23 protein-coding genes are annotated in these 25,081 nt (G+C 41.3%); 16 read left to right on the top strand and 7 right to left on the bottom strand.

All coding sequences use genetic code 11. The annotated features are described in order from the left end of the window. Position 1 precedes the first annotated feature (1 nt). The 6 genes from gyrB to dnaA form a co-directional block, all read right to left on the bottom strand. The gene (gene gyrB / locus Q0E19_RS00705; RefSeq protein ID WP_294407010.1) at positions 2-1,933 is read right to left on the bottom strand and encodes a DNA topoisomerase (ATP-hydrolyzing) subunit B; all 1,932 of its coding nucleotides are present in this window, start codon (positions 1,931-1,933) and stop codon (positions 2-4) included. Between the two features lie 123 nt (positions 1,934-2,056). Continuing rightward, positions 2,057-2,344 (bottom strand): extracellular matrix regulator RemB, encoded by a 288-nt coding sequence (gene remB, locus Q0E19_RS00710; protein WP_294406159.1) that lies wholly within the window; start codon positions 2,342-2,344, stop codon positions 2,057-2,059. 21 nt (positions 2,345-2,365) lie between these two features. After that, entirely contained in the window at positions 2,366-3,496 is a 1,131-nt protein-coding gene (gene recF, locus Q0E19_RS00715; protein WP_294406161.1) for a DNA replication/repair protein RecF, read from the bottom strand. A gap of 4 nt (positions 3,497-3,500) precedes the next feature. Next, positions 3,501-3,731: an RNA-binding S4 domain-containing protein gene (locus tag Q0E19_RS00720; protein ID WP_294406163.1), complete on the bottom strand. Its 231-nt coding sequence runs from the start codon at positions 3,729-3,731 to the stop codon at positions 3,501-3,503. A 9-nt stretch (positions 3,732-3,740) separates the two neighbouring features. Beyond that, complete coding sequence (dnaN, locus tag Q0E19_RS00725; RefSeq protein WP_294406165.1) at positions 3,741-4,847, bottom strand: DNA polymerase III subunit beta; 1,107 nt, start codon at positions 4,845-4,847, stop codon at positions 3,741-3,743. 635 nt (positions 4,848-5,482) lie between these two features. Further along, entirely contained in the window at positions 5,483-6,859 is a 1,377-nt protein-coding gene (gene dnaA / locus Q0E19_RS00730) for a chromosomal replication initiator protein DnaA (RefSeq protein ID WP_294406168.1), read from the bottom strand. A 516-nt stretch (positions 6,860-7,375) separates the two neighbouring features. On the opposite strand from dnaA, the gene rpmH reads away from it, so the two are divergent. From rpmH to Q0E19_RS00795, 13 genes are all read left to right on the top strand, one after another. Continuing rightward, positions 7,376-7,510 carry a 50S ribosomal protein L34 gene (rpmH, locus tag Q0E19_RS00735; RefSeq protein ID WP_294406172.1) on the top strand — a complete coding sequence of 45 codons (135 nt, stop codon included), beginning with the start codon at positions 7,376-7,378 and terminating at the stop codon, positions 7,508-7,510. 140 nt (positions 7,511-7,650) lie between these two features. Next, entirely contained in the window at positions 7,651-8,061 is a 411-nt protein-coding gene (gene rnpA, locus Q0E19_RS00740; protein WP_294406175.1) for a ribonuclease P protein component, read from the top strand. A 1-nt stretch (position 8,062) separates the two neighbouring features. Then, complete coding sequence (gene yidD / locus Q0E19_RS00745) at positions 8,063-8,317, top strand: membrane protein insertion efficiency factor YidD (protein ID WP_294406178.1); 255 nt, start codon at positions 8,063-8,065, stop codon at positions 8,315-8,317. Positions 8,318-8,465: 148 nt separating this feature from the next. Beyond that, on the top strand, positions 8,466-9,806 hold the full coding sequence (locus Q0E19_RS00750) for a YidC/Oxa1 family membrane protein insertase (protein ID WP_294406180.1): 1,341 nt from the start codon (positions 8,466-8,468) through the stop codon (positions 9,804-9,806). 29 nt (positions 9,807-9,835) lie between these two features. Next, complete coding sequence (gene jag, locus Q0E19_RS00755; RefSeq protein WP_294406183.1) at positions 9,836-10,636, top strand: RNA-binding cell elongation regulator Jag/EloR; 801 nt, start codon at positions 9,836-9,838, stop codon at positions 10,634-10,636. Between the two features lie 151 nt (positions 10,637-10,787). Next, on the top strand, positions 10,788-12,155 hold the full coding sequence (mnmE, locus tag Q0E19_RS00760; RefSeq protein ID WP_294406185.1) for a tRNA uridine-5-carboxymethylaminomethyl(34) synthesis GTPase MnmE: 1,368 nt from the start codon (positions 10,788-10,790) through the stop codon (positions 12,153-12,155). An 83-nt stretch (positions 12,156-12,238) separates the two neighbouring features. After that, entirely contained in the window at positions 12,239-14,116 is a 1,878-nt protein-coding gene (gene mnmG, locus Q0E19_RS00765) for a tRNA uridine-5-carboxymethylaminomethyl(34) synthesis enzyme MnmG (protein ID WP_294407012.1), read from the top strand. Between the two features lie 21 nt (positions 14,117-14,137). Beyond that, positions 14,138-14,911, top strand: a complete 774-nt coding sequence (locus tag Q0E19_RS00770) for a Nif3-like dinuclear metal center hexameric protein (protein ID WP_294406189.1) — start codon at positions 14,138-14,140, stop codon at positions 14,909-14,911. A gap of 13 nt (positions 14,912-14,924) precedes the next feature. Next, the gene (locus Q0E19_RS00775; RefSeq protein WP_294406191.1) at positions 14,925-16,700 is read left to right on the top strand and encodes an NFACT RNA binding domain-containing protein; all 1,776 of its coding nucleotides are present in this window, start codon (positions 14,925-14,927) and stop codon (positions 16,698-16,700) included. A gap of 34 nt (positions 16,701-16,734) precedes the next feature. Beyond that, positions 16,735-17,247, top strand: coding sequence for a DNA-3-methyladenine glycosylase (locus Q0E19_RS00780; RefSeq protein ID WP_294406194.1), 513 nt, complete (start codon positions 16,735-16,737; stop codon positions 17,245-17,247). 138 nt (positions 17,248-17,385) lie between these two features. After that, entirely contained in the window at positions 17,386-18,207 is an 822-nt protein-coding gene (locus Q0E19_RS00785) for a zinc ribbon domain-containing protein (RefSeq protein WP_294406195.1), read from the top strand. A gap of 69 nt (positions 18,208-18,276) precedes the next feature. Continuing rightward, entirely contained in the window at positions 18,277-19,161 is an 885-nt protein-coding gene (locus Q0E19_RS00790) for a zinc ribbon domain-containing protein (protein WP_294406198.1), read from the top strand. A 130-nt stretch (positions 19,162-19,291) separates the two neighbouring features. After that, complete coding sequence (locus Q0E19_RS00795) at positions 19,292-20,707, top strand: CAP domain-containing protein (RefSeq protein ID WP_294406200.1); 1,416 nt, start codon at positions 19,292-19,294, stop codon at positions 20,705-20,707. A gap of 19 nt (positions 20,708-20,726) precedes the next feature. Here the strand turns inward: Q0E19_RS00795 and Q0E19_RS00800 are convergent, their stop codons facing one another. After that, positions 20,727-21,599: a ParB/RepB/Spo0J family partition protein gene (locus tag Q0E19_RS00800; RefSeq protein WP_294406203.1), complete on the bottom strand. Its 873-nt coding sequence runs from the start codon at positions 21,597-21,599 to the stop codon at positions 20,727-20,729. Between the two features lie 298 nt (positions 21,600-21,897). Between Q0E19_RS00800 and Q0E19_RS00805 the strand changes: the two genes are divergently transcribed. The 3 genes from Q0E19_RS00805 (at position 21,898) to serS (ending at position 25,011) form a co-directional block, all read left to right on the top strand. Continuing rightward, entirely contained in the window at positions 21,898-22,677 is a 780-nt protein-coding gene (locus tag Q0E19_RS00805) for a ParA family protein (protein ID WP_294406205.1), read from the top strand. A 46-nt stretch (positions 22,678-22,723) separates the two neighbouring features. Continuing rightward, a complete protein-coding gene (locus tag Q0E19_RS00810) occupies positions 22,724-23,647 on the top strand; it encodes a ParB/RepB/Spo0J family partition protein (RefSeq protein ID WP_294406208.1) in 924 nt (307 codons plus the stop codon). 74 nt (positions 23,648-23,721) lie between these two features. Next, positions 23,722-25,011, top strand: a complete 1,290-nt coding sequence (serS, locus tag Q0E19_RS00815) for a serine--tRNA ligase (protein ID WP_294406210.1) — start codon at positions 23,722-23,724, stop codon at positions 25,009-25,011. Positions 25,012-25,081 lie beyond the last annotated feature (70 nt).

Here is a 25,081-nt window from a genome sequence, read left to right on the forward strand (position 1 = left end):
CTTATACATCAAGATCCTTTACATACTCTGCATTCTTCTCGATAAATTCTTTTCTCGGAGCGACCTTGTCACCCATAAGTATGGTAAATATCTCGTCCGCCTTTATAGCGTCCTCCATAGTTACCTTTATCATGGTCCTTCTCTCAGGGTCCATGGTAGTTTCCCAAAGCTGTTCAGGGTCCATCTCACCAAGACCTTTGTATCGCTGAACAGCGACTTTGAGCTTTCCGTTTTCGGACAGCTCGCCTATATACTTATCTCTTTCCTCATCGGAAAAAGCGTATCTTACTTTCTTTGCTCTCTCGACCTTGAAAAGCGGCGGCTGAGCAATGAAAACGTGTCCCTCTTCTATGAGCGGACGCATAAATCTGAAAAAGAAGGTCAGCAGAAGGGTTCTGATATGAGATCCGTCTACATCGGCATCCGCCATAATGATAACCTTGCCGTAGCGGAGCTTTGATATATCGAATGATTCGCCTATTGAAGTACCCAGCGCAGTTACCACAGGCATAAGCTTTTCATTGCCGTACACCTTATCGATCCTTGCCTTTTCAACGTTGAGCATTTTTCCCCACAGCGGGAGGATAGCCTGATACTTTCTGTTTCTGCCTTCCTTAGCAGAACCGCCCGCAGAATCTCCCTCGACGATATATATCTCGGTCATTTCTGCGTCCCTTTCGGAACAGTCGGCAAGCTTGCCCGGCAGAGATGCGGATTCAAGAACAGACTTTCTTCTTGTAAGTTCTCTCGCTCTCTTTGCAGCCTCTCTTGCTTTCTGAGCCTGAATGGATTTATCAAATATAGCCTTTGCTACCGAAGGATTTTCCTCCAGATAGTTTCTCAGCTTTTCCTTTAGCATCTTGTCAACGAAAGGTCTTACCTCAGGGTTTCCAAGACGTCCCTTTGTCTGACCTTCAAACTCACAGTTTGTGAGCTTTACAGAAACTATGGCGGTAAGTCCCTCTCTTACATCCTCGCCCATAAGAGCGTCGTCATTATCCTTGATAAGATTATGAGCCTTGCCGTAATCGTTAAGTATCTTTGTAAGGGCAGACTTGAATCCCATTTCGTGAGAACCGCCGTCAGGTGTATGGATATTATTAGCAAATGACAGTATTATCTCATTATAGGTATCATTATACTGCATAGCTATTTCAGCGAACATATCGCCCTCAACACCGTTGATATAAATTACCTCCGGTGAAAGCGGATCTACTCCCCTTGTCTTGTGGATATGTTCAACGAACTGTCTTATACCGCCCTCATAGTGCAGAACTTCTGAAACAGGGTTCTCAGCATCTCTGAGGTCAGAGAAGATTATCTTTATGCCTGCGTTGAGGAAAGCCTGCTCTCTGAGTCTTTTCAGCAGAGTTTCATAGTCAAACACAGTAGATTCCTGAAAGATCTGCGGGTCAGGCTTGAATTTTACTTCTGTACCTGTTTTGTCAGTATCGCCGATTATCTTCATCTGCTCTTTATACTGACCTCTGTCAAATCTCTGGAAGTGGATATGTGTTCCGTCATAAACGGTAAGTTCAAGATATTCGGAAAGTGCGTTTACAACTGATGCACCAACTCCGTGCAGACCGCCTGCTACCTTGTATCCTCCGCCACCGCCGAATTTTCCGCCTGCATGGAGGACAGTATAAACTACCGTAGCCGCAGAGATTCCCTCTTTCGGGTGAATACCCGTCGGGATACCACGTCCGTTATCCACAACTCTTATAACATCATCAGGCAGGATATCAACGATTATTTCAGTACAGTATCCTGCAAGCGCCTCGTCGATAGCGTTATCCACTATCTCATAAACAAGGTGATGAAGTCCCTTTGGACCTGTCGAACCGATATACATACCTGGTCTTACTCTTACCGGTTCAAGACCTTCCAGTACCTCGATCTGATTTTCGTCATAATTATTGCTTTTGTCGATAGCCGATATAGCTTCGGTATTTTCAATTTCGATTTCCTTATTGCTTTCCAAAAAATAACCCCCTCTTGTCCTCGGACGGACGGTTTCGCATTTAGCTGATTTTCGATAATAGACTTAATAAATTTATATAATGGTTTTCTGGATTTTCCTGCCGCTTTTCTGCCTTGAAAATCTTTTCAGCAGCGTAGCGCAGGACATCTGAGAAATATAGACCGTTTCTGTCAGCTCTTCATCTATGCACACCACAAAGCTTTTCGGCAGCTCATATGTGCAGTAGACTACACGCCTATGTTTTTCAGCATTGTTCAGAAACTCTTTAGTGCTTTTTGAAACGGAAGTATTTTCTATATCGAATATCCCCACTATGTTTCGGGTATTAACGATATGATCCGCTCCTAAATGAAGATACATTTTTGCATCTGCTCCGTTTCATCAGATATTGTTTGCCGTTATCCGTCCGTTCTCTATCCCGAATATCTTTCCGTGAGAATTTTCATCGAACGGGATATTTTTATCACAGCAGGTGATGAATACCTGCATACCGTGTATTTTAGATATAACGAATTTTTGTCTTGAAAGGTCAAGCTCCGACAGGACGTCATCAAGAAGTATACAGGGAAAATCATCTATCTCTTCCTGAAGTATATAAGCCTGCGCAAGTTTCAGCACAAGCGCTACCGAGCGGTGCTGCCCCTGAGAAGCGTCCTCTCTCACAAGCCTGCCGTTTATCCTGCACACAAGATCGTCCCTATGCACACCTTTGAGTGTAAAGCCTGCTCTGAGATCTTCTTTCAGATTATTTTTCAGGCAAGCCATATACTCCTCGGCAAGATCCTTTGAATAATCCGTTCTGCCCTCCAGCCTTGTGAAAACTGTGGAATAATACTCAGTTTCAAGTTTTTCCCTGCCGTCAGATATCTCATCATAAAGCCTTTGACATACTGCACCAAGCTTTTTGGAGTAATTATATCTCAGCAGAGTGATATAAGCACCCATCTGTGCAAGCTGATGATCCCACACATCAAGCTCGCTCACATCAGAACTGCCCATATTTATATTTTTCAGCAGTACATTACGCTGCTCAATGATATTTTCATATTTCATCACTACCTGAGAGTAGGAATTTTTTATCTGAGATACTGAAAGATCCATAAACTGTCTTCTTATCTCAGGCGAACCCTTTGATATCTCAAGATCCTCAGGAGTGAATATGACGCAGTTAAGGCTGCCGAAAAGCTTTGAGGGCGATCTAAGCTTTACGCCGTTTAAAAAAGCGTTTTTTTCTTTAAGATTTGGTCTTGCCATAGCAAGCTTTATATCCTGCTCACGAAAGCTGTTCTTAAAGCTAAGCTCTATATTCATAGTCTGCTCGTCGTCGCCGATCATTCTTCTGTCCTTTGTGGATCTGAATGATCTTGCTCCGCTGCAAAGCCATATAGCCTCGATAAGATTTGTTTTTCCCTGAGCATTTTTTCCGCAAAGGATATTGAGCCTTTCATCAGGCACGATATCTATATTTTTAAGGTTCTTGAACCCGTTTACGGAAAGCCTTGTCACAAACATAAGATCAGTCCTGCTTTACAACGATCTCGCTCTTGATCTCATCTATCTGCACCTTATCACCGGGACGGATCTTTTTTCCTCTCATAGTGCAGACCTCACCGTTCACCTTTATCCTTTCTTCAAGGATAATTTCTTTTCCTATGCCGCCCGTTTCTACCACGCCTGCATATTTGAGCAGCGAATCAAGCTTGATGAAATCTGATTTTATCTTTACTTCTATCTGTTTATAATCCATATTCAAATTTTACTCCTTAGGCAGTCTTACAGGCAGTACGAGGTATGTATACTGATTGCCCTCGCATGGAACTATCTTCATAGGCAGCAGACTTCCGCCCATCTGAAGCTTTACCTTATCGTCGGTTATAACTTTAAGCGGATCGAGAAGATATCTGCACTTGAATCCAATCTCTATAACAGGGCCTGAGATATCTGCGTGTATCTCATCGGATATCTTTCCGAGAGCAGTCGAACAGTTTATCTTGATAAGGTTGTTTTCAAAATAGCATCTTACAGGTGAAGGCGTTCTGTCGCTTATAAGCAGCATTGCTCTTTCAAGGGTGGAAATAAGCTCTTTTCTGTCTGCGATAACTTCTGTGGAAGATGATGCAGGGATAGCTGACTTATAAGGGTGGAACTCACCCTCCAGCAGTCTTGAATATACCATATATCCGCCGATCTCAAAAATAATATGCTTTTTGGAAGGATAGATATTTACAACGTCCTCGTCATTATCGCTCAAAAGTGCTGTAACATCAACAAGAGTCTTTGCAGGGACAACGAACTTTATAGCCTCTGCATACTTTACTGGCTCATATCTTACAGCAAGTCTGTAACCGTCTATTGCGGCAAGGGTAAGAGTGCCGTTTTCTATATCGAAAAGCTCACCCTTAAGTATAGGCTTTGTATCCATAGTTGAAACAGCGAACTTTGTCTGATTTATCATTTCTTTTAAAACAGGCTGTGTGAAAGGGATAACAGTTTCGCTGTCCTTTTCAGGGAGATCAGGATAATCTTCTGCGCTTACGGCAAAGAGGTTATATGTGGTAACTCCTCCCGAAAGAGTTACCTGATAGCTTTCGGATATTTCAATAAGGATATCAGCCTCAGGCATTTTCTTTATCATTTCAGCAAAAAGTCTTGCGTTGATTATAAAAGAGCCTTTGTCCTGACTTGTAACTGCGATGCAGGTTCTTATACCCATTTCAAGATTATATCCGGTAAGCTCCAGAAGAGAATCTTCCAGTCTGAACTTTATTCCCTCAAGAGAAGGCATAGTGGATCTGTCCGCTACCGCCTTTGACACATTTACAACTGCGTCGTAAATAGTCTGCTTTGAACACAAAAATTTCATAGTGGTATTTTCCGGAGAAAACCGGATACTCCTTTCAAAATGATATTTAAAATTCAAGTACGTTTATATATTTACATCTATTGGAATAATATGCTTTTATTAGCATATTATATTTTTTTCAACACACCGCAAATCAAAAATGCATATCTTTGTCGTGTAATAAAAGAAAACATAACAATATATATTAGTATTATTAGTAGGGTCTGTTGATTTGGTTGAAAACTCTGCGGATACCGAAAAAATACGGCTTTGAGCCTGTTTATTTTTCAACATGGCATTATTGAAAGAATTTTGATAATTTTTCGGCTGTTGAAAAGTTGAATCAGTGTTGATTGAAAACTAAAAACTTTTCAAATATTTGTTGAAAATCATTATGGGCTGATTTTTTCAACAATTTTCTGTTTAAATGACCCTGCGGCTGATTGTTTAAAGATCTTGATAACTTCTTTCGGCATATGGTCTGCTGCCCTATATATCGGGAGTTGAATAAACTTTGAAAAATGTTGAAAACTTTGTTGAAACTGTTGATAAATGCGTTAATAATGTTTAAAAACTGCTTTTTCAGCCGTTTTTCTGCACATATCAGCAAATTTTTCTCAAACAAAACTTTGTTGAATAAAGTGAGAGTATAACTCTTATCTCTCTTTAAGATTTTTGATTATATCGTCAACCGTTTCCTTTAACTGGCTGTTTTCTTTAAGAGTTTTCTCTATCTCTTTATAATGAATGGTCATTGTGGAGTGGTTTTTGTTCAGAGCCTCTCCTATTTCAGTATAAGTCATGCCCTTTACTTCTTTAAGAACATATATGGATACTTTTCTTGCGATGGATATGTTCTGATGTCTGTGGGTTGACTTTATATCGTCCGCAGTAAGATCGAAAGCTGCCGCTACTTCATTAAGTATTCTGTCAACTGTGATCTCCGCAGGGTGATTTTCTATTATGATCTCTTTTATTACCCTCTGAGCCATGGAAATGGAAGGGTTTTCGTTTGTATATGTGGTGAGAGCCTTTATCTTGTTGACTGTGCCCTCAAGCTGACGGATATTAGTCTTGATCTTTTCGGCGATTATTCTTGCTATGGAGTCGGAAAGCTGGAGATCGAGTATCTCTGCCTTTCTCTTTACGATAGCCATTCTTGTTTCAAAGTCAGGCAGAGTAACGTCTACCTGTACGCCGAGGGAAAATCTGTTAAGTATTCTGTTCTGAAGCTTGGATATTTTTGAAGGAGCGATATCGGAAGTCAGCACGATCTGCTTTCCTGCATTGTAAAGGTCGTTAAAGGTATGGAAAAATTCCTCCTGCATTCTGTCTTTTCCTGCAATAGTCTGGATATCGTCTACCAGCAGGAAGTCAGCGTTGCGGTATTTTTCATGAAATCTTATGGTATCTTTAAATTCGAGCGCCTTTACAAGCTCATTGATAAAGGATTCACCTGTGGTGTAGATTATCTTCATCTCAGGATTTTTCTTCTTTACCTCATGCTCGATAGCTTTCATAAGGTGAGTTTTGCCCAGTCCGGAATCGCCGTAGATGATAAGTGGGTTGAACACCTTATTCGGGTCTATATCCTTTGAGTTGTCTGAATTTTTATCATATTTGTTTGCAACTGCGATACAGAATGCATAAGCAAGTTCGTTTGACTTGCCCTTGATGAAGTTGTCGAAGGTAAGGCTGTTCTTTGCGTCCTCGGAAAAGTCCGCAGTCTTTACTTCTATCTCTGCCTCATCTTTTTCAACTGAGTTTCCTTCGCTCTTGACAAGTATCTTAAGATCAACGTCAAAACCGAGGACATAAGCAAAAGCTTCTTTTATGGCTGCACCATATGCAGTCAGAGCAGTATTTTTTACAAAATCCGAATCAGCAAGAAGATAAGCTGTGTTGTTTTCGAGCTTGTAAGGTTCAAGGACTTTTATCCACATATTGTAACCCTGTTCGCTTATCTTATTTTCATTCGTAAGACTGTAACAGTATTTCAGCACCTCTGCAAATACTTCGTTAAAGGACTCCATTATTTTTATTACCTCCGGATATACTTGATATACTTTCGTTTATTTTTTCGTAAAATTCCTATATTTCCTCAGCGCTGTTTGCTGTCGAAATTGTAAAAAATGAAAAATAGGCATACTAATCAATTCTATTTCATTATATCACATCTCAAAAAAAATTTCAAGAGTTATATATAATAAAATAGTAGCAAAAAGATCTCAGAGAAAAAGCCGCTGGCAGGATAAAAGAGGCAAAGCGGTGGTGATACCAAATAAAAGACAGAAAATTTTACTCTGACACAACATATTGTATACAAAGAAAAATCCTGCATTCTGATTAATAAAATATTAAGATTTGAAGCCTGAGAAAAAGTGATAACCTTGAAAATGCCGTAAAAAATATTATAAAAAAATTGTGAATACACTTGACAAAAGGTATAGGTATAGGATATAATGTTAAATTACAAGGACTATGTCAAAACCGATGTTTTCTGTGGGTTATTGACATAGGTGGTATATTGCGGAAGGAGGATGAATTTAATGAAAAGAACTTATCAGCCTAAGAAGCTTCAGAGAAAGAAAGTACACGGCTTTATGAAGAGAATGTCCACTGCAAACGGCAGAAAGGTACTGGCTCGCAGAAGAGCAAAGGGCAGAGCAAGACTCAGCCACTAAGATATAAACTGACCGTATACCGGCAATGTGCTGATGCTTTTGCCCGGTATAAGGTCTTTATCTTTTTTTAGAGTTTGTAAATTTTTTTCAGACAGCTTTTTGTATTTTTTAGTACGAAAGGCTGCGGACGGGGATATCATATGCTTTTCACGGTTGTATTAAAAGAAAACAAGGCATTTCAGAGGTGTTACAGAAAAGGAAGATTTACAGCGAACGGATATGTCTGCGCATATTTTTTTCCTAACAGAATGCCTGTGAACAGACTGGGTATAACCGTCAGCAAAAAAAACGGCAACGCCGTTCAGAGAAACCGCATAAAGCGTATAGTAAGGGCTGCGTACAGACTTAATGAGGACAAGCTGCCCATAGGATATGATATCGTTTTTGTCGGCAGGAATGATATTGCCGAAAAGTCGTCTGCGGATATAGAGAAGTTCATCTGCACAAAGCTTGTTAAAGAGATGAACAGTCCCGAAAAGAAAGATCCAAGAAAGAAAAACGGCAGGGGACAAAATAACAGAATACAAAAGCAAAATCAAATTAAAGAGTAAAATGAGATATCTTGCAGAGCTTATCATAAAATTTTACAGAAAATTTATCAGTCCGCTTTTTCCGGCGAGATGCAAGTATTATCCGTCATGTTCCAAATATGCGCTGGACGCATATAAGATGCACGGCTTTTTCAAGGGTACACTGCTGACGGTGTGGAGGATACTGAGGTGCAATCCATGGTCTTTGGGCGGGGTTGATCATGTTCCCGAAAGGATAACAAGGGATTATTTTAGGATAAAAAAGAATAAGAATTAAAATTAAGATAATGATTTTTGAAAATAACGGGTCTTTATTGATCTAATACTGAATTAATAAAGACGTATTAATATATAGATCGCTTATGTTATGCAAAGTAAAAAAAGTAAAAAAGTAAAATGAATCAAAGAGATATCGGAGGAATTTGATGAGTATTATTGCTACACCTTTGGGATGGATAATGAAAGGCTGCTATTTCGTATGCAAGAATTACGGCATAGCGCTCCTGCTTTTCACTCTTCTTACAAGACTTATAACATTCCCTCTTCAGATCAAGCAGCAGAAAAGTACGGCAAGAATGTCCATGCTGCAGCCTGAGCTGAAAAAGCTTCAGAAAAAGTATGCTAAAAATCAGCAGAAGCTGCAGGAAGAACAGATGAACCTTTATGCAAAAGCAGGCGTAAACCCTATGGCAAGCTGTCTGCCTATGCTTATCACAATGGTTATACTTTTTGCTCTTATCCCTGTAATTTACGGTCCGCTGACATATGTATCCAACATTGACAAGGACAAGGTAAATCAGTCAAATGAATTGATATCAAATCTTTACACTGTAAGTACAGAGGTACACAGCAACGATACTACTGTAACAGACCTTATCGCAGGATATGAAAAGGACGGCAAAGATCCTAAGGAAGAGCTTGAAACTCTCCTTAAGGACGAGGAAAAGTATCCTAATTCCGCAAAGGCTCTGGATAATGATACAAAGCTTGAAAATGTTGTGGACGCATTCGTTCTCCACAATGACCTCGATGAGTTCATCACAAACGAAAAATATTTCTCACAGAACCTTATCAAGTCAAGACCTGAGCTTATGACTTTCGTTTTCGCACAGGATCTGGACGGCGAATATTCTGACGTTCTCGGAATAGTTTCAAGCGAGATCGAAGATTTCGCACATGACTTCAACTACGATTTCTTTGGTATCTACATGGGTACGATACCTTCCATAAAGAGCATAACCTGCATCATTCCTATACTATGTTTTGTTCTCCAGCTGCTGGTTACTATCGTTTCTCAGCACTTCCAGAAGAAGAACAATCCTGACGCTGTAAAAATGGGCGGCTCTATGATGATAATGATGTACATTATGCCTCTGTTCTCACTCTGGATCGCATTCTCTTATCCTCTTGGACTTGGTCTTTACTGGTGCTATTCTTCAATATTCGCACTTCTCCAGACAATAGTTCTCAATAAGATATACACTCCTGACCACGTTGCAGAGCTGGTCGAAAGAGATATAGCTAAGGAAAAGAAAAAGGGCAAGCAGAATTTCATGCAGAAAATGGCTGAGGCTCAGATGATACAGTCCGGAAAAGACCCCAGCGAAGTAAGAAAGGCTATACACGAGGATATCGGCGACGATTATGAAGAGCCGAAGAAAAAGTCCAAAACAGAAATGAAGGACGAGCAGAGAAAAAAGCTTAACGAAGCGAGAAAACGTATGGCAGAGAAATACGGCGATGAATATGACGATTCGCAGGATTAATATTTACCTATTTGAGAGGAGCAGGAATTATGAAACAGACATTTACGGCTGCAACAGTTGAAGCTGCAAAAGCAATGGCAGTCAGTGAGTTCGGAGTAAGTGAGGAAAAGATAACATTTACAGTTGTTGAAGAACCTAAGAAGTCGCTTTTCGGCAAGATGAAGGGCGAAGCAAAGGTAGACGCTGAATATACTGAAACAAAGACAGATATTGCAGTAAAGTACATCAAGAAAGTTCTCACAGCAATGGGAATAGAGAATGTTACAGTTGAAGAGAGCGAGATCGAAAACGGCGTTGCTCTTGAGATAAACGGCGACGGTTTTGAAGAGCTTATCGGTAAGAAGGGCGAGCTGCTCGATTCACTCCAGTATCTTGCATCACTGGTAAGCAACAGGATCGACAGAGAATATTTCAGAATCACAACAGACTGCAACGGTTTCAGAGAGAGAAGAAAAGTTCAGCTTGAAGAGCTTGCAAGAAAGATCGCAAACAACGTAAAGAAGAACGGCAGATCTTCAGCTCTCGAACCAATGAATCCATATGAGAGAAGAATAATCCACGCAGCAGTATCCGAGATAGAGGGCGTTCAGTCCCAGTCAAAGGGTGAAGAGCCTTACAGAAAAGTAATAATCAGCTCAACAAATCCAAGAAGAGATGACAGAGGCGGATACAGAAAAGGCGGCAAGGGCAGAAGAAACGGCGGAAGAAGAAACAATGCTCCACGCAGCAAGGGATTTGATTTCACCACAAGCTTTGAGAAGGAATACAAGAAGCCAAAGCCTGAGGATTCAATGACCGATGCAGGACTTTACTCAAAGATAGAGTTCTGATAAATAAAAATTACAGCAGACAGGTCGGTTTGATCTGTCTGCTGTTTCTTTTATGTCTTAATTGACTTTATCGTGTTATAGTGATATAATTACAATGGTGAAGTAGAGTTAAGGCTCGATAAATTGTTTTCCGAAAGGATTGATATTATAAATGTCCGATATATGCGCTGTTTCCACTCCTCTCGCTGAGGGCGGTATCTCAGTAATACGAATAAGCGGTGAGAATGCAGTTTCTGTTGCCGCAAAAATTTTTAAACCTTTATCATGTGAGTCTGTTGAAAATATGCAGGGCTATACCTGTGCATACGGCAGGATAACTGACGGGGAAAAGGTGGTAGATGACGGTGTGCTGACAGTTTTCCGTGCGCCGAAGTCTTATACAGGCGAGGACGTGGCGGAGATATCATGTCACGGCGGAATTTTTGTTACGAAACAGGTTTTAAGGCTTTGTCTGAAAAACGGCGCAGTTCTTGCAAATAAAGGTGAGTTTACAAAACGTGCTTTGCTCAACGGAAAAATGTCACTTACGCAGGCGGAATCTGTTATGGATACTATATCAGCTCAGGGCGAATATGAACTTGCGTCTGCAAATCTGACAAGAGAAGGCAGGCTGTTTAAAAAGATATCGGGAGTAACAAAGCGGCTTGTGAAGATACTGGGAGAACTTGCCGCATGGGTGGATTATCCCGAAGAGGATCTTCCCGAAGTTGAGGAAGAAAATCTGCGGACAAGTCTGAAAGAATCCATAGCTGTTACGGAAAAGATACTGCGTGATTATGATAACGGAATGGTGCTGAAACGTGGAGTCGATACCTGTATAGCAGGAAAACCGAATGTTGGAAAATCTACACTGATGAATATGCTGCTCGGATATGACCGCTCAATAGTTACCGATGTTGCAGGTACGACAAGAGATGTTATTGAGGAAAGTGCGAAAATAGGCGAACTTACCCTAAAGCTTTCCGATACCGCAGGCATACACGAAACTGATGACAAGGTGGAAAAAATAGGCGTTGAGATAGCAAAGAAAAAGCTTGACAATGCGATGCTCATAATGGAGGTCTTTGACACCTCACGTCCTCTTGATGATGAGGACAAGGAGCTGCTTGAATATGTTAAGAATACAGGCAGAAAAACTATTATCGTGCTGAACAAATCCGACCTTGAAAGCAGGATAGACAAAGAATTTTTCAACAGTTACAGCAATAGTATAGTTGAGATTTCGGCTAAGAATGAAGAGGGAAAAGATTCACTGCAAAGCGAGATAGAGAAGATGTTCAGTCCGGAGGATTATGACGCAGACAGTACGATATTTGCAAATGAAAGGCAGATGAACTGTGCGCAGACAGCGGACAAATATCTGAAAATGGCTCTCGAAAGCCTTGATATGGGAGAGACACTTGACGCTGTTACTGTGATGATAGATTATGCGGCAAATGCACTTATGGAGCTTACGGGAGAAAAGGCGACAGAGGCGGTAGTTGACGAGGTCTTTTCTAAGTTCTGTGTTGGAAAATAACAAGGCAATAATGGTTTAAAGTTTTTAAGTTTTTATAAAAAAAGGTGAAAAAATTGGAAAGTAAAGCAAGTTCAGATACAAATATAGAAAACAGAGAATATTTTGATATTATAGTTATCGGCGCAGGTCACGCAGGCTGTGAGGCTGCTTTGGCGGGAGCAAGGATGGGACTGAAAACAGCGCTTTTTACCATAACTCTTGACGGTGTGGCAAATATGCCATGCAACCCTTCTATAGGCGGAACTGCAAAGGGACATCTTGTCAGAGAGATAGACGCTCTCGGCGGAGAAATGGGAAAAGCTGCTGATAAGACGCTTATACAGAGCAGGATACTGAACAGAGGAAAAGGTCCTGCCGTTCATAGTTTAAGGGCGCAGATAGACAGAGTAAAATATCATACACTTATGAAAAAGACTATTGAAGATACTGAGGGACTTTTTCTTAAACAGGCTGAGGTAACGGAGATACTTTTTGAGGAGGACGGAAAGACCGTCTGCGGAATAAAAACAAAGCTCGGCACAGAATATTCATGCAAAGCGGCAATAATTGCAAGCGGAACATATCTTAACGGAGAAGTCCATGTCGGCGCAGTTTCATATTCAAGCGGACCTGATTCTGTTCAGCCTGCGCTTTATCTTTCAGATTGTCTGAAAAAGGCAGGAATGACCATAAGAAGATTTAAAACAGGAACTCCTGCAAGAGTTCACAAGCGTTCGATAGATTTCGACAAGCTGGAGATACAGGACGGAGATGAAAAGATAACTCCTTTCTCTTTCTCTGAAACGGAAAAGCTTGAAAATAAGGTCAGCTGCTATGTTGCATATACCAATGCTGAAACTCATAAGGTCATAATGGATAATATCCACCTCTCCCCTATCTATTCGGGAAGAATACACGCAATAGGTCCGAGATACTGTCCGTCTATTGAAGATAAGATAATGAGATTTTCAGACAAGCCCCGTCATCAGCTTTTTATTGAGCCAATGGGACTTGATACAGAGGAATATTATTTGCAGGGAATGTCATCATCTCTTCCTGAGTATGTTCAGCTTGAATTTTTACATACTATAAAGGGACTTGAACACGTTGAGATAATGAGAAATGCGTATGCTATCGAGTATGACTGCTGCGATCCGACCGAGCTGAGAACTACCCTTGAATTCAAAGCCTTTAACGGACTTTACGGAGCAGGACAGTTTAACGGAACGTCGGGTTATGAGGAGGCAGCTGCGCAGGGCTTATGTGCAGGCATAAATGCGGCACTGAAAATAAAGGGCGAAGAACCTATGATACTGGACAGAGCGTCATCTTATATCGGAACGCTTATAGACGATCTCTGTACAAAAGGCTGTTCAGACCCATACAGAATGTTGACTTCGAGAAGTGAATACAGACTTCTTTTAAGACAGGATAACGCCGATATAAGACTTACGCCAATAGGTCACAGGATCGGACTTATTTCTGATGAAAGATATGAGCATTTACAGGAAAAGATAAAGCAGATAGATGAAGAGGTAAAAAGGCTTTGGAAAATAAATATCGCTCCGTCTGACGAGATAAACGAGTATCTTGAAAGTGTGGGAACGGACAGGATAACAAACGGCTATAAACTGGCGCAGATAATCCGCCGTCCGCAGGTAGCGTATGAAGATACTGCCTTTATGGATAAGGACAGACCTGAACTTTCTGAAGAAGTTAAAGAACAGGTGGAACTTCAGATAAAGTATGACGGCTATATAAAGATACAGCTTGAACAGGTCGAGGCTATGAGAAAACTGGAGAAAAAGAAGATCCCTGAGGATATAGACTACGATCAGATAAAGAGTTTAAGACTGGAAGCAACGGAAAAGCTCAAAAAGATAAGACCTGTTTCTGTGGGACAGGCGAGCAGAATAAGCGGAGTAAATCCTGCGGATATAAATGTTCTGCTTGTATGGCTTGAACAAAACGGTAAAAATTAGAGATTCAGAAAGGACATTGAAATGCCCAATACAAATAACGTAAAAGTAAAGGATATATATGACTATATAAATGATATAGCACCATATTCATTGCAGGAAAGCTATGACAACAGCGGCATAAATGTGTGTTTTAAAGAAAAAAATGTTGAAAATGTTATGCTTGCTCTGGATATAACAAATGAGATAATAGATGAGGCGAAAGAGAAAAATGTTCAGCTTATCTTAACTCATCACCCTGTTATTTTCAAGGCTTTGAAAAATCTCAGCGACTCGGATATTGCTGTAAAGCTGTGTCTTAACGGGATATCAGCCGTTTCTGCGCATACTAATTTTGACAGTGCAAAAATGAATGATATACTGTGTGAAAAGCTTGGTCTTAAACAGGTTTCTCCCCTTGCAGTTGAAAACGGAACACCGCTTGGCTGTATATGCGAAACTGAGAAAATCACTGCAAAGCAGCTTGCGGAGAGGATAAAGTCTGCTTTGGGCAATACTGTAATAAGATACAACAGCATTGATAAAAAGATAAAAAGAATAGCGGTATGTTCGGGCAGCGGAGGAAGCTTTTTAAGAAACTGTTTGGCGGAAAACTGCGACGCTTTTATTACGGGAGATGTAAAGCACGATATTTTCATTGATGCTCACAATGCAGGATTGTGCGTTTTTGACGCAGGGCATTTCCATACGGAAAATATTTTCTGCGAGTATATGGAAAAGGTGCTGTCGGAGAGATTTCCTGAGGTGAGATCTTTCACGGCAGATAGCAACAAAGATATTTTATCATATGAATTTTAAGGAGATAATATAAATGGCTTTGGACGGAGTATATTTGAGCCTGCTGAAAAAGGAATTTTCCTGTCTTATCGGCGGAAGAGTTGATAAGATACATCAGCCCTCAAAGGAAGAGATAATAATTGCCGTCAGAACAAGGGAAAACGGACTGAAAAGACTTCTTATCCACACAGGGGCAGGCTCGGCGAGAATACATTTTACAACGGCGGAAATAGAAAATCCGAAACAGCCGCCTATGTTCTGTATGCTGATGAGAAAGCATCTTTCATCTGGAAAGCTTGTTGACATAAGACAGGACGGCTATGAGAGAATTTTGTATATAGATTTTGATTCGTCAAATGAAATGGGGGATATAGTAAGGCTCACCATTGCGGCGGAAATAATGGGCAGACGCTCAAATCTTCTTCTGCTGGACGCAGACGGAAAAATAATCGACAGCATAAAAAGAGTAAGTCAGGACGTTTCGTCAAGACCTGTGCTGCCGGGTATGAGATACTGTCCGCCTGACAGAGATGAAAAGCTCAGTCTTACGGAATGTTCAAGAGAAGATTTTGAGGCAAAATTAAAGGCTCAGATGCCGCAGGAGCTTTCAAAGGCGATAATGAAGGTTTTCGAGGGAATATCCCCTGTTTTTGCAAGAGAATGTGCGTTTTTTACGGATAAAAATGCAGATGTTTTCAATGACAGCATAACGGACGATCAGCTGGACAGACTGTGGTTTTTTATAAAGAAAACCAGAGAAAGTGTTGAAAACTCTGAAAATAAATTTACGGTCATAAAGACAAAGGAAGGCAGCTTAAAGGATTTCTGCTTCTGTGAGATAGATCAGTACGGCGGATTGATGATAACAAAATTCTTTGAGTCGCCATCTGTACTGCTGGACTATTTCTATTCCGAGAGGGACGCTCTGGCGAGAACAAAGCAGAAAGCGCAGGATCTTTTCAGACTGCTTGCGAACACTATCGAGAGGACAGAAAGACGTGTTCAAAATCAGAAGATAGAGTTGACGGAATGTGCGGAAAGAGAAAAGTTCCGCCAGTACGGTGACCTTATAATGGCTAATCTGTATGGTCTTGAAAAGGGTATGGAGGAAACAGAGGTAATGAACTTTTACCTTGAGGACAGTCCTATGGTAAAGATACCGCTGAACAAAAGGCTTACCCCCACTCAGAATGCGCAGAGATATTATAAGGAATACAGAAAGCTCGATACGGCTGAGAAAAAACTGAAAGAGCTTATAAGAAACGGCGAAGAGGAAAGCAGATATCTTGATTCGGTCTTTGACGCACTTACAAGAGCGCAGACAGAGGGAGATATTGCGGAACTCAGGGCGGAACTTGCGGAGCAGGGATATGTGAAAAGAGGAAAAATGAAAGGCAAGCCGCCGAAAGCGATGCCGCCGATGAAATTTATTTCCTCGGACGGATATCTTATCAGAGTGGGAAGAAACAACAAACAGAATGACAGGCTGACCTGCAAGGAAGCTGAAAAGAATGATGTATGGCTGCACGTCAAGGATATAACAGGTTCACACGTTATAATATCATGTCCGAAAAAGGACTTTGCAGACCTAGAGGACGAAATGCCGCCTGACAGAACAATAGAAGAGGCTGCGCAGATAGCGGCTTATTTCTCAAAGGGAAAGACATCATCAAGAGTTGACGTTGACTATGCTTTTATAAGAAACGTAAAAAAGCCTAACGGAGCAAAACCCGGTATGGTCATATTTACGCACAACTATACCATAACGGTAAAGCCTGATGAAGAGCTTATCAAAAGGCTCAGCAAATAAAAAAATCTGAAAAATCAGAAAGAAAAGAGATAAAATGGAACGTCTTAATGAAGAATTTTTTCACAGGGATTGTCTTGAAGTTGCACCTGATCTGGTAGGAAAAATACTTGTTTCAAGGATAGGCGGCGAAGAGATAAGAGTGAAAATAACCGAAACAGAGGCTTATCGTGGCGAAGAAGATACAGCCTGCCATGCACATAAGGGAAGAACGCAGAGGACGGAAGTGCTTTACGGGAAAAGCGGAGTTATATATGTGTATCTTTGCTATGGAATGCATTGGCTAATGAACGTTATCACAGGTGAAGAAGGTCAGCCGCAGGGAGTTCTTTTCAGAGCAGGAGAAGGTTCAAATGGTCCTGCAAAGCTGACAAAAAGGCTGGGAGTAACGGGAAAACAGAACAAAGGCTCGTTCGTTACAAGTGATGAGATCTGGATAGAGGACGACGGCAAAAAACACAGCTTTCATACCGATAAGCGTGTGGGGATAGGCTATGCAAGTCAGGAAGATATAGACAGACAATGGCGGTTTATCGCAGATGATGAATAGGCTGAGTGTATGCACAGTACAGGATATTTTTCTTGACAAATATAAAAAAATAGTTTATTATAAAAGGTACTAATATTGTTTTAATTTTAAACAGAATTAAACAGAAGAGAAAATATAGTGGAAATGGAGTAATTATCTATGTCAAAATTTTGCACAAACTGCGGAAGTCAGTTGGACGATGCAGCACAGTTCTGCGTAAACTGCGGAACGCCCGTACAGAACAATGCACAGCCTGTACAGAATACGGCGGCTCAGAATACAAATCAGAATATGGGATATGTACAGCAGCCTGAACAGAATTATCAGATGAACAACAACGGCGCAGCTTATCAGAACGGTCAGCAGCAGTATCAGAATTTCAACGGCGGATATAACGGAATGCCTGCACAGGCAGGATACGGCGCTGCACCTGCTGCAAAGAAGCCTGTTAATAAAAAGCTGTTTATAGTGGGCGGAATACTTCTTGTGCTGATAATAGCTGTGGCAGTTATTTTAGGAGTTATATTCAGCGGCGGAAATTACAAGACACCTATTGATAATCTCGTTAAGATAATGGAAAAGGGCGACGGCAAGGCAATGTCGGATCTTATTCCGAAATCATATAAAGAGATGCTTGAAGCATACAACAGCCTGACTTCCGGCAGCTATGATGATTATATGAATGAATGTGCAATGTCTGTACACGCTGACCTTATTGAAGATTTTGGCAGTGATATAAAGGTAAAATATGAGATAGTCAGCAAGGAAAAGCTTACAGACAGCGAACTTGAAAGCATATCGAACTATTACTCATACGGAACAGGAAAATACAGCAAGGTAAAGGTAACAGAGGGCTATGATCTGAAAATAGTATTTATGGTATCAGGTTCAATGGACAGCGATACTGAAACAGAACACTTTACTGTTGCAAAGGTAGACGGAAAGTGGGTATTAGGCGACGTTGCCGACCTGTTAGATTAAGGTACATACCAGATTCAAACAACACAGACAAATCAAAAAATAAATCAGAGATCATGGAGGGTATAAGTTATGCCAGATTGTCCAACCTGCGGACTCCCATATGCGGAGGGAGATAAATTTTGTCCGCAATGCGGCGGAAAGCTGCCTGCAAAAGCAAAAACGCTGACCTGCAAGATGTGCGGAAATACACTTAACGAGCATGCGCAGTTCTGCAATATATGCGGAACACCTACTGGTGTAAATAAGGAGGAACAGAAGCCAAAGGAAGATCTGTCAAATCCGACTATGGACGAGATACAGATACCTGTAATAACAGACGATACTCCTGCACTTCAGGAAAAGCCGTTAAAGGACGCAAATACACCGACTATGGACAGCATTTTTATGCCAGGTCAGCAGCCTGCACCTCAGCAGAGCGCACCTCAGCCTGCGCCAGTCATAACACCTGAGGAAAAGGCTATGGCAAACAGAACGGTCGATATTGCGCCGACACCAGTTATAAATGATACTCCTGTGGTAAATGATATGGGTAATACGAGCAGTATGTACGATCAGTACTCCCAAAATCAGAATATGGGAGCAGGGGAAACAACTGTACTTACACCAGAGGGAAGAGAAGCGGTATCTCAGCAGATCGGAAATATCACTCCCGAAGGTCAGATGCCTGTGGGCGGAAACGCTATACCAAATCAGATACCGAACGGAATGAACGGCGGAAATGGTCCTCACGCAGTAAAGAGAGGAGAAGTTGTTCCCGGTAAGGGAGCAGGAGCGCTTGTTCCGATAATACTTGTTATACTTATAATCGGCGTGATTCTTTTTGATGTGTTCTTCCTTTTCAAGGATCAGATATTCGGAAAAGACGGCGAAAAGACAAATTCGGGCTGCTATACGATATCAGCAGTCAATATGGAATACGATGCTGAAAATACAGGGGTAAGTTTTCAACAGTAAATAAAATCAAATGTTAAAAAACGGGGCAGTCATGAAAATTGGCTGTCCCGTTTCTGCTTGACAAAAATATATGCAAAGGATATAATATGTATATCATTCATACGGCAAATTTCCGAGAGGTGCATATCCAATGAATACAAATGCAATGAAAAAGCAAAGAATGTATATAAAAAATAATATCAAGAATATAATTTTTATGGCTGCGGCAGTTATCCTTGCGGCAGGTTTTGCGGCTGCGGCGGCAGACAGCGGCAATCAGAAAGATGAAAAGATAAATATAAATAATGCGGCTGTGCAGACAAAGGAAGAAAAAAAAGAGGTTTCTTCAACAACAATAACTACTACTGCGGCAATTCCTGTTTATAAGGACGGCATACCTGAGTTTAGCTGTGCAAAGATAGAATTTTCCGACGGAACGGTAATTTTTCAGCTTTCCGACGGTGAGTATATGATAAAGGATAAGCAGGATAATCCGCTGAAAAGCGTCAGTGTAAAAGACGATAATGAAAATGAAATAAATATTTCAGCTGAGAGCGGAGAGCTGTTTTTCAAAGCTGACGGAGAAAATGTTGAAAGTTTCGTTTACAGCGGACACAGCATTGAACTTAAAGATAATGTTCTGTACTATGATAAAAGTCCTGTGACATATGAGGATACAGCTTTTTCAGCATACAGGCTGACAGATAAGTACACCATAGAATGTACATCTGCTGGAAAGTACATAATAAGAAAATCTGACGGAAAGACGACAAAGACCTGTAATATAAAAGATGACAGCGGAAATGAGCTGACGATAAATGCTTCTTCATATGGGTTTGAGGCTGTGAATACAGATGATCTTCTTGAACTTGCGGTAAAGCTGAACGGTGATCTGCTGGTCACAAATAACGGAAAGCTGTTTATAAACGGCAGCGAGCTTGTTCCCCCTGGATACAATGATATAAAGGTAAACACCACTACCACAACAATTAAAACAACGACCATAACAACAACGAAAACCGAGTCAGATGAGTCTTCGGAAAATGATGAAAAGAAAACGGAAACCACCGAAACTGAGGACAGCGCATCGGCAACTCCCCTTTCGCCTTCTGATCCGCCTAAGCAGTACGGCTCTGTAAATACATCAAATAGCGGAGCGTCTGATCTGACTTTAGAAATGCTTGGGTATGTGAATGAGGTCAGAAAACAGTACGGACTTAATGAGGTGTATGGACTTGAACTGTTGGAAAGTGCGGCGAAGGTGAGAGCTGACGAGCTGGTAATGTCATATTCGCACACAAGACCAGACGGCACGAATTTTGATACGGCGATAGATTCAACGGGGATAAGCTGGTGGAACTGTGCGGAAAACATAGCCAGCACAACAAACACCGATGCAGGAGCTAAGGAGATATTTGACGCTTGGATGAATTCCGAGGGACACAGGGCAAATATCCTTAACGCTGATATGAAGTACATGGCGGTGGTGAAAACTGTATCGGGTACGGGAGAAAATGCAAAGGCATACTGGGAACAGCTTTTTGTGAACGATCAGTATGTGCCATAATTGTTCCATGTGGAACATTCTACTGATCTGAGTTTTCGGACTTAGACGGGATCTTGATTATGTACTCAATATAATCTTTATGGTCAATGCGTTTTGCGTCAGCGTCAACACCTGCCATACGCATAACATCGAGAGCTTTATTAACAGAATTAAAGAAGAGGCGGACATCTTTGAGCATGACCGCCCTTTTTTCATAACTGGACTTTTTAATATTCTCACGCTCAAGTTTTTGAATATAACGCTCGGTAGTTTCAACTGTCCAGTTTTCCTCAACGGCTTTTGCAAGGACGGCTTTGCGTTTTTCGGGTTCGGGTATTTTCAACAGCGCACGGGCGTGTCTTTCGGACAATCCTGCATGGCATATGATCTGCTCTTCTTCTTTAGTAAGTTTTAAAAGGCGCAGTTTGTTTGCGATAGTAGACTGGGCAAGTCCAAGACGTATCGAAACCTCCTCACGGGTGACAAATCCACCCTCAATAAGATTTGATATTGCTCTCGCCTCTTCAAAACAGTTCAGATCACTGCGCTGGATATTTTCTATAAGTGCCATTACCGCTGAACGGTTTTCGTCAGCGTTGATGATTATGCATGGGACGCTATTAAGACCTGCAAGTTTAGCGGCACGGAGTCTGCGCTCACCTGATATCAGTTCAAAACCTGTGCCGTATCGGCGCACAGTCAGCGGCTGAATGATTCCGTCCTGTGAAATGCTTTTTGCAAGACTTGTAAGTTCGTCTGCGGCAAAATGCTTTCGTGGCTGAAGATGATTAGGGATAATGTCCGCTGTTGAAATGTCGATTATTTTGCCTAACTCTTTTATCTGTGGTGCAGATGCGCTTTCGATATCCTGCTCTGTAAAAGCTTTTGAGATTATGTCTGCTATTTTTACCATTCTTTATACCTCCATTGCAAAGTTTCTGATAGAATTATATCATGGAACTACCCTGCCTGCTATGCGTTTATGCAGATAAATTTTCGTGATTTTGCATTTCAAAATATCATTTTGTGATCTTATAGAACAAAAAGTGATGAAATTTTCTGCCTGCTTTGACGAATTATAAAAAATGTTCCACGTGGAACATCAGATAAATTTTGCAGAAATTATTTTCAAAAAGGTCTTTTCAAAATGCAAATAATGTTGTATAATAAAGATAGTATTTTTTGAATGTATAATGAAATGAGGAATATAAATGGGTAAGATCATTGCGGTTTCAAACCAGAAAGGCGGCGTAGGCAAATCTACTACGGTATGTAACCTTGCGGCTGTTTTTGGTTTGCATGGCGCAAAGGTGCTGATAGTTGATTTCGACCCTCAGGGCAATACAACTACAAGCTATGGCATACAGAAAAGAAGTATCAGAAATACAGTCTATGATGTGCTTATGGGTGACTGCACTTTGTTTGAGGCTGTTGTCGCCACAACTTTCAGAGGTGTGTCGGTCGTTCCAACAACGCAGGAACTTGCTGGTGCGGCTGTGCAGCTTATGGCTATTGAAAACAGAGCAAAGCAGCTTAAACTTCGTCTTGCTGAGGCAAAAGATTTCTATGATTACATATTTATCGACTGCCCGCCAACGCTGGATATGCTTACGATAAATGCTCTTGTTGCAGCAGATTCAGTTATCATTCCGCTGCAGTGTGAGTTTTTGTCACTGGAAGGTCTTGTGGAACTTCACAACACAATCAACAGGGTTAAGGATACATGGAACAATGACCTCTATGTTGAGGGTATTCTTTTTACAATGTGCGTAGAAAGATATAAGATAACAGGTCAGATAATCGGAGAAGTAAAAAAACATTTTCCAAAGGAAGTTTTTTCAACAACGATACCGAGAAATGTTGCTTTGTCGGAAGCTCCTAGTTTTGGTCAGCCTGCGGTCTATTATGATAAAAAAGCCAAAGGCTCAAAAGCTTATGACGAACTGGCGAAAGAGATAATAAAGCGTGAGAAAAAACGTGCAAAGAAGTAATGCAAAAATGTTTCACGTGGAACATTGTGCTTGAAAGGATATAGATATGGGTAAGAAAAATAACAGAATGGGTTCAAGTCTTGATGACCTTTTTGCTGATAACTCCTTTTCAAAGGAAAGCGGAGAGCAGAAAGATACTCAGCAGGACCGCAGCATAACAAAGGTGAGATTATCTCTCCTTGAACCAAATAAGGATCAGCCGAGAGAAAATTTTGATGAAGAAAAACTTCAGGAACTTGCGGACAGCATAAGTGAAAACGGTCTTATCCAGCCGATAGCCGTAAGATCTCTTGAAAACGGCGGATATCAGATAGTTGCAGGCGAGCGTCGCTGGAGAGCGTCACGAATGGCAGGTCTTGAAGAAGTGCCTGTGTACATTCTTGATCTCGATGATAAGCAGACTATGCAGCTTGCACTGATCGAAAATATCCAGCGTCAGGATCTTTCACCTATTGAAGAGGCTGAGGCTTACAAAAAGCTTATGACCGCTTACGGAATGACACAGGAAGAAACGGCAAAGGTCGTTGGCAAATCAAGGTCAGCAGTTGCAAACTCAGTAAGACTTCTGTCCCTCTGTGATGAGGTAAAGAAAATGGTCAATGACGGTATCCTTTCATCAGGTCACGCAAAAGTTCTGGCATCTCTTGAAGAACCGGATCAGATAGAACTTGCGGCAATGACTGAGGATATGAGCCTTACTGTCCGTGAGCTGGAGGCTCTTGCAGCGCAGGCGGGCAAGCCGAAGACTCCGTATAATGAAAAGGAAATGGAAAAAATCCGCAGAGAATCGGTGAAAAAGCCTAAGCCTTTTCTTAAAGAATTTGAGGTCTCCGTCAATGGTCATTCAAATATAAAGGTAAAAACGAAGTCCGAAAAGGACGGCGGTGCGCAGGTAACATTGAAGATCGGCAAGGAACAGGATATCGAAGCTGTTCTCGCAAGACTTGCAGAAATGCTGGCTGAGTATTGACAAAACTGCCCGACGGGGTTATACTATAAAGTACGCAAATAGGGCGCAATGCCTGTAATAAAGGAGTAGTAAAAATGATAGATATCAAACTTATCAGAACAAATCCTGAAATCGTGAAGGAAAATATCAAGAAGAAGTTTCAGGATGAAAAGCTTGTGCTTGTTGACGAAGTAGCAGCATTTGACGTTGAATACAGAGCAGCAAGAACAAAGGCTGACGAACTGAGAAATCAGAGAAATGTAAAGTCTAAGCAGATAGGCGGACTTATGGCTAAGGGTCAGAAGGAAGAGGCTGAGGCTGTAAAGGCTGAGGTTTCCGCTATGGCTAAGGAGCTTGCTGACCTTGAAGTAAAGGAGCAGGAGCTTGAAGCTAAGATCCGTGAAAGAATGCTCGTTATCCCTAACATCATTGACGAGAGCGTTCCGATAGGCAAGGACGACAGCGAGAATGTTGAGATCGAAAAGTTCGGCGAGCCTGTTGTTCCTGAGTACGAAGTTCCTTATCATGTTGATATTATGGAAACTTTCGATGGTATCGACCTTGACGCTGCAAGAAAAACTTCCGGCAACGGTTTCTACTATCTTAAGGGTGATATCGCAAGACTTCATTCCGCTATACTTTCCTATGCAAGAGATTTTATGATCGACAGAGGATTTACATATTATGTTCCTCCTTTCATGATCCGTTCTGACGTTGTTACAGGCGTTATGAGCTTTGCCGAAATGGAAGGCATGATGTATAAGATCGAGGGCGAAGATCTTTACCTTATCGGTACTTCCGAACATTCTATGATCGGTAAGTTCATCAAGACTACACTTCCTGAGGCTGATCTCCCTCAGACTCTCACCAGCTATTCACCTTGCTTCAGAAAGGAAGTAGGCGCTCACGGTATAGAGGAAAGAGGCGTTTACAGAATACACCAGTTTGAAAAGCAGGAAATGATCGTTGTATGTAAGCCTGAGGACAGCAAGACTTGGTATGACAAGCTCTGGCAGAATTCAGTTGACTTCTTCCGTTCACTTGATATCCCTGTAAGAACACTGGAGTGCTGCTCAGGCGACCTCGCTGACCTTAAGGTAAAGAGCTGCGATGTTGAAGCTTGGAGCCCTCGCCAGAAGAAGTATTTCGAGGTAGGTTCATGCTCTAACCTCGGCGACGCTCAGGCAAGAAGACTTCAGATCAGAGTTAAGGGCGAGGACGGCACAAAGTATTTCGCTCATACTCTTAACAACACCGTTGTTGCTCCTCCGAGAATGCTTATCGCTTTCCTTGAGAACAACCTTAATGCAGACGGCACAGTTTCTATCCCTGAACCACTCATAATGTATATGGGCGGAAAAGATAAGCTCGTTCCTAAGAAATAATCATACAAAATGCGGAGAGATAATGCCCTCCGCATTTTTTGTTAAGTTAAAGCATATTATATATGCTTTG

Source organism: uncultured Ruminococcus sp., from assembly GCF_934476685.1.
Taxonomy (GTDB): Bacteria; Bacillota; Clostridia; order Oscillospirales; family Ruminococcaceae; genus Hominimerdicola.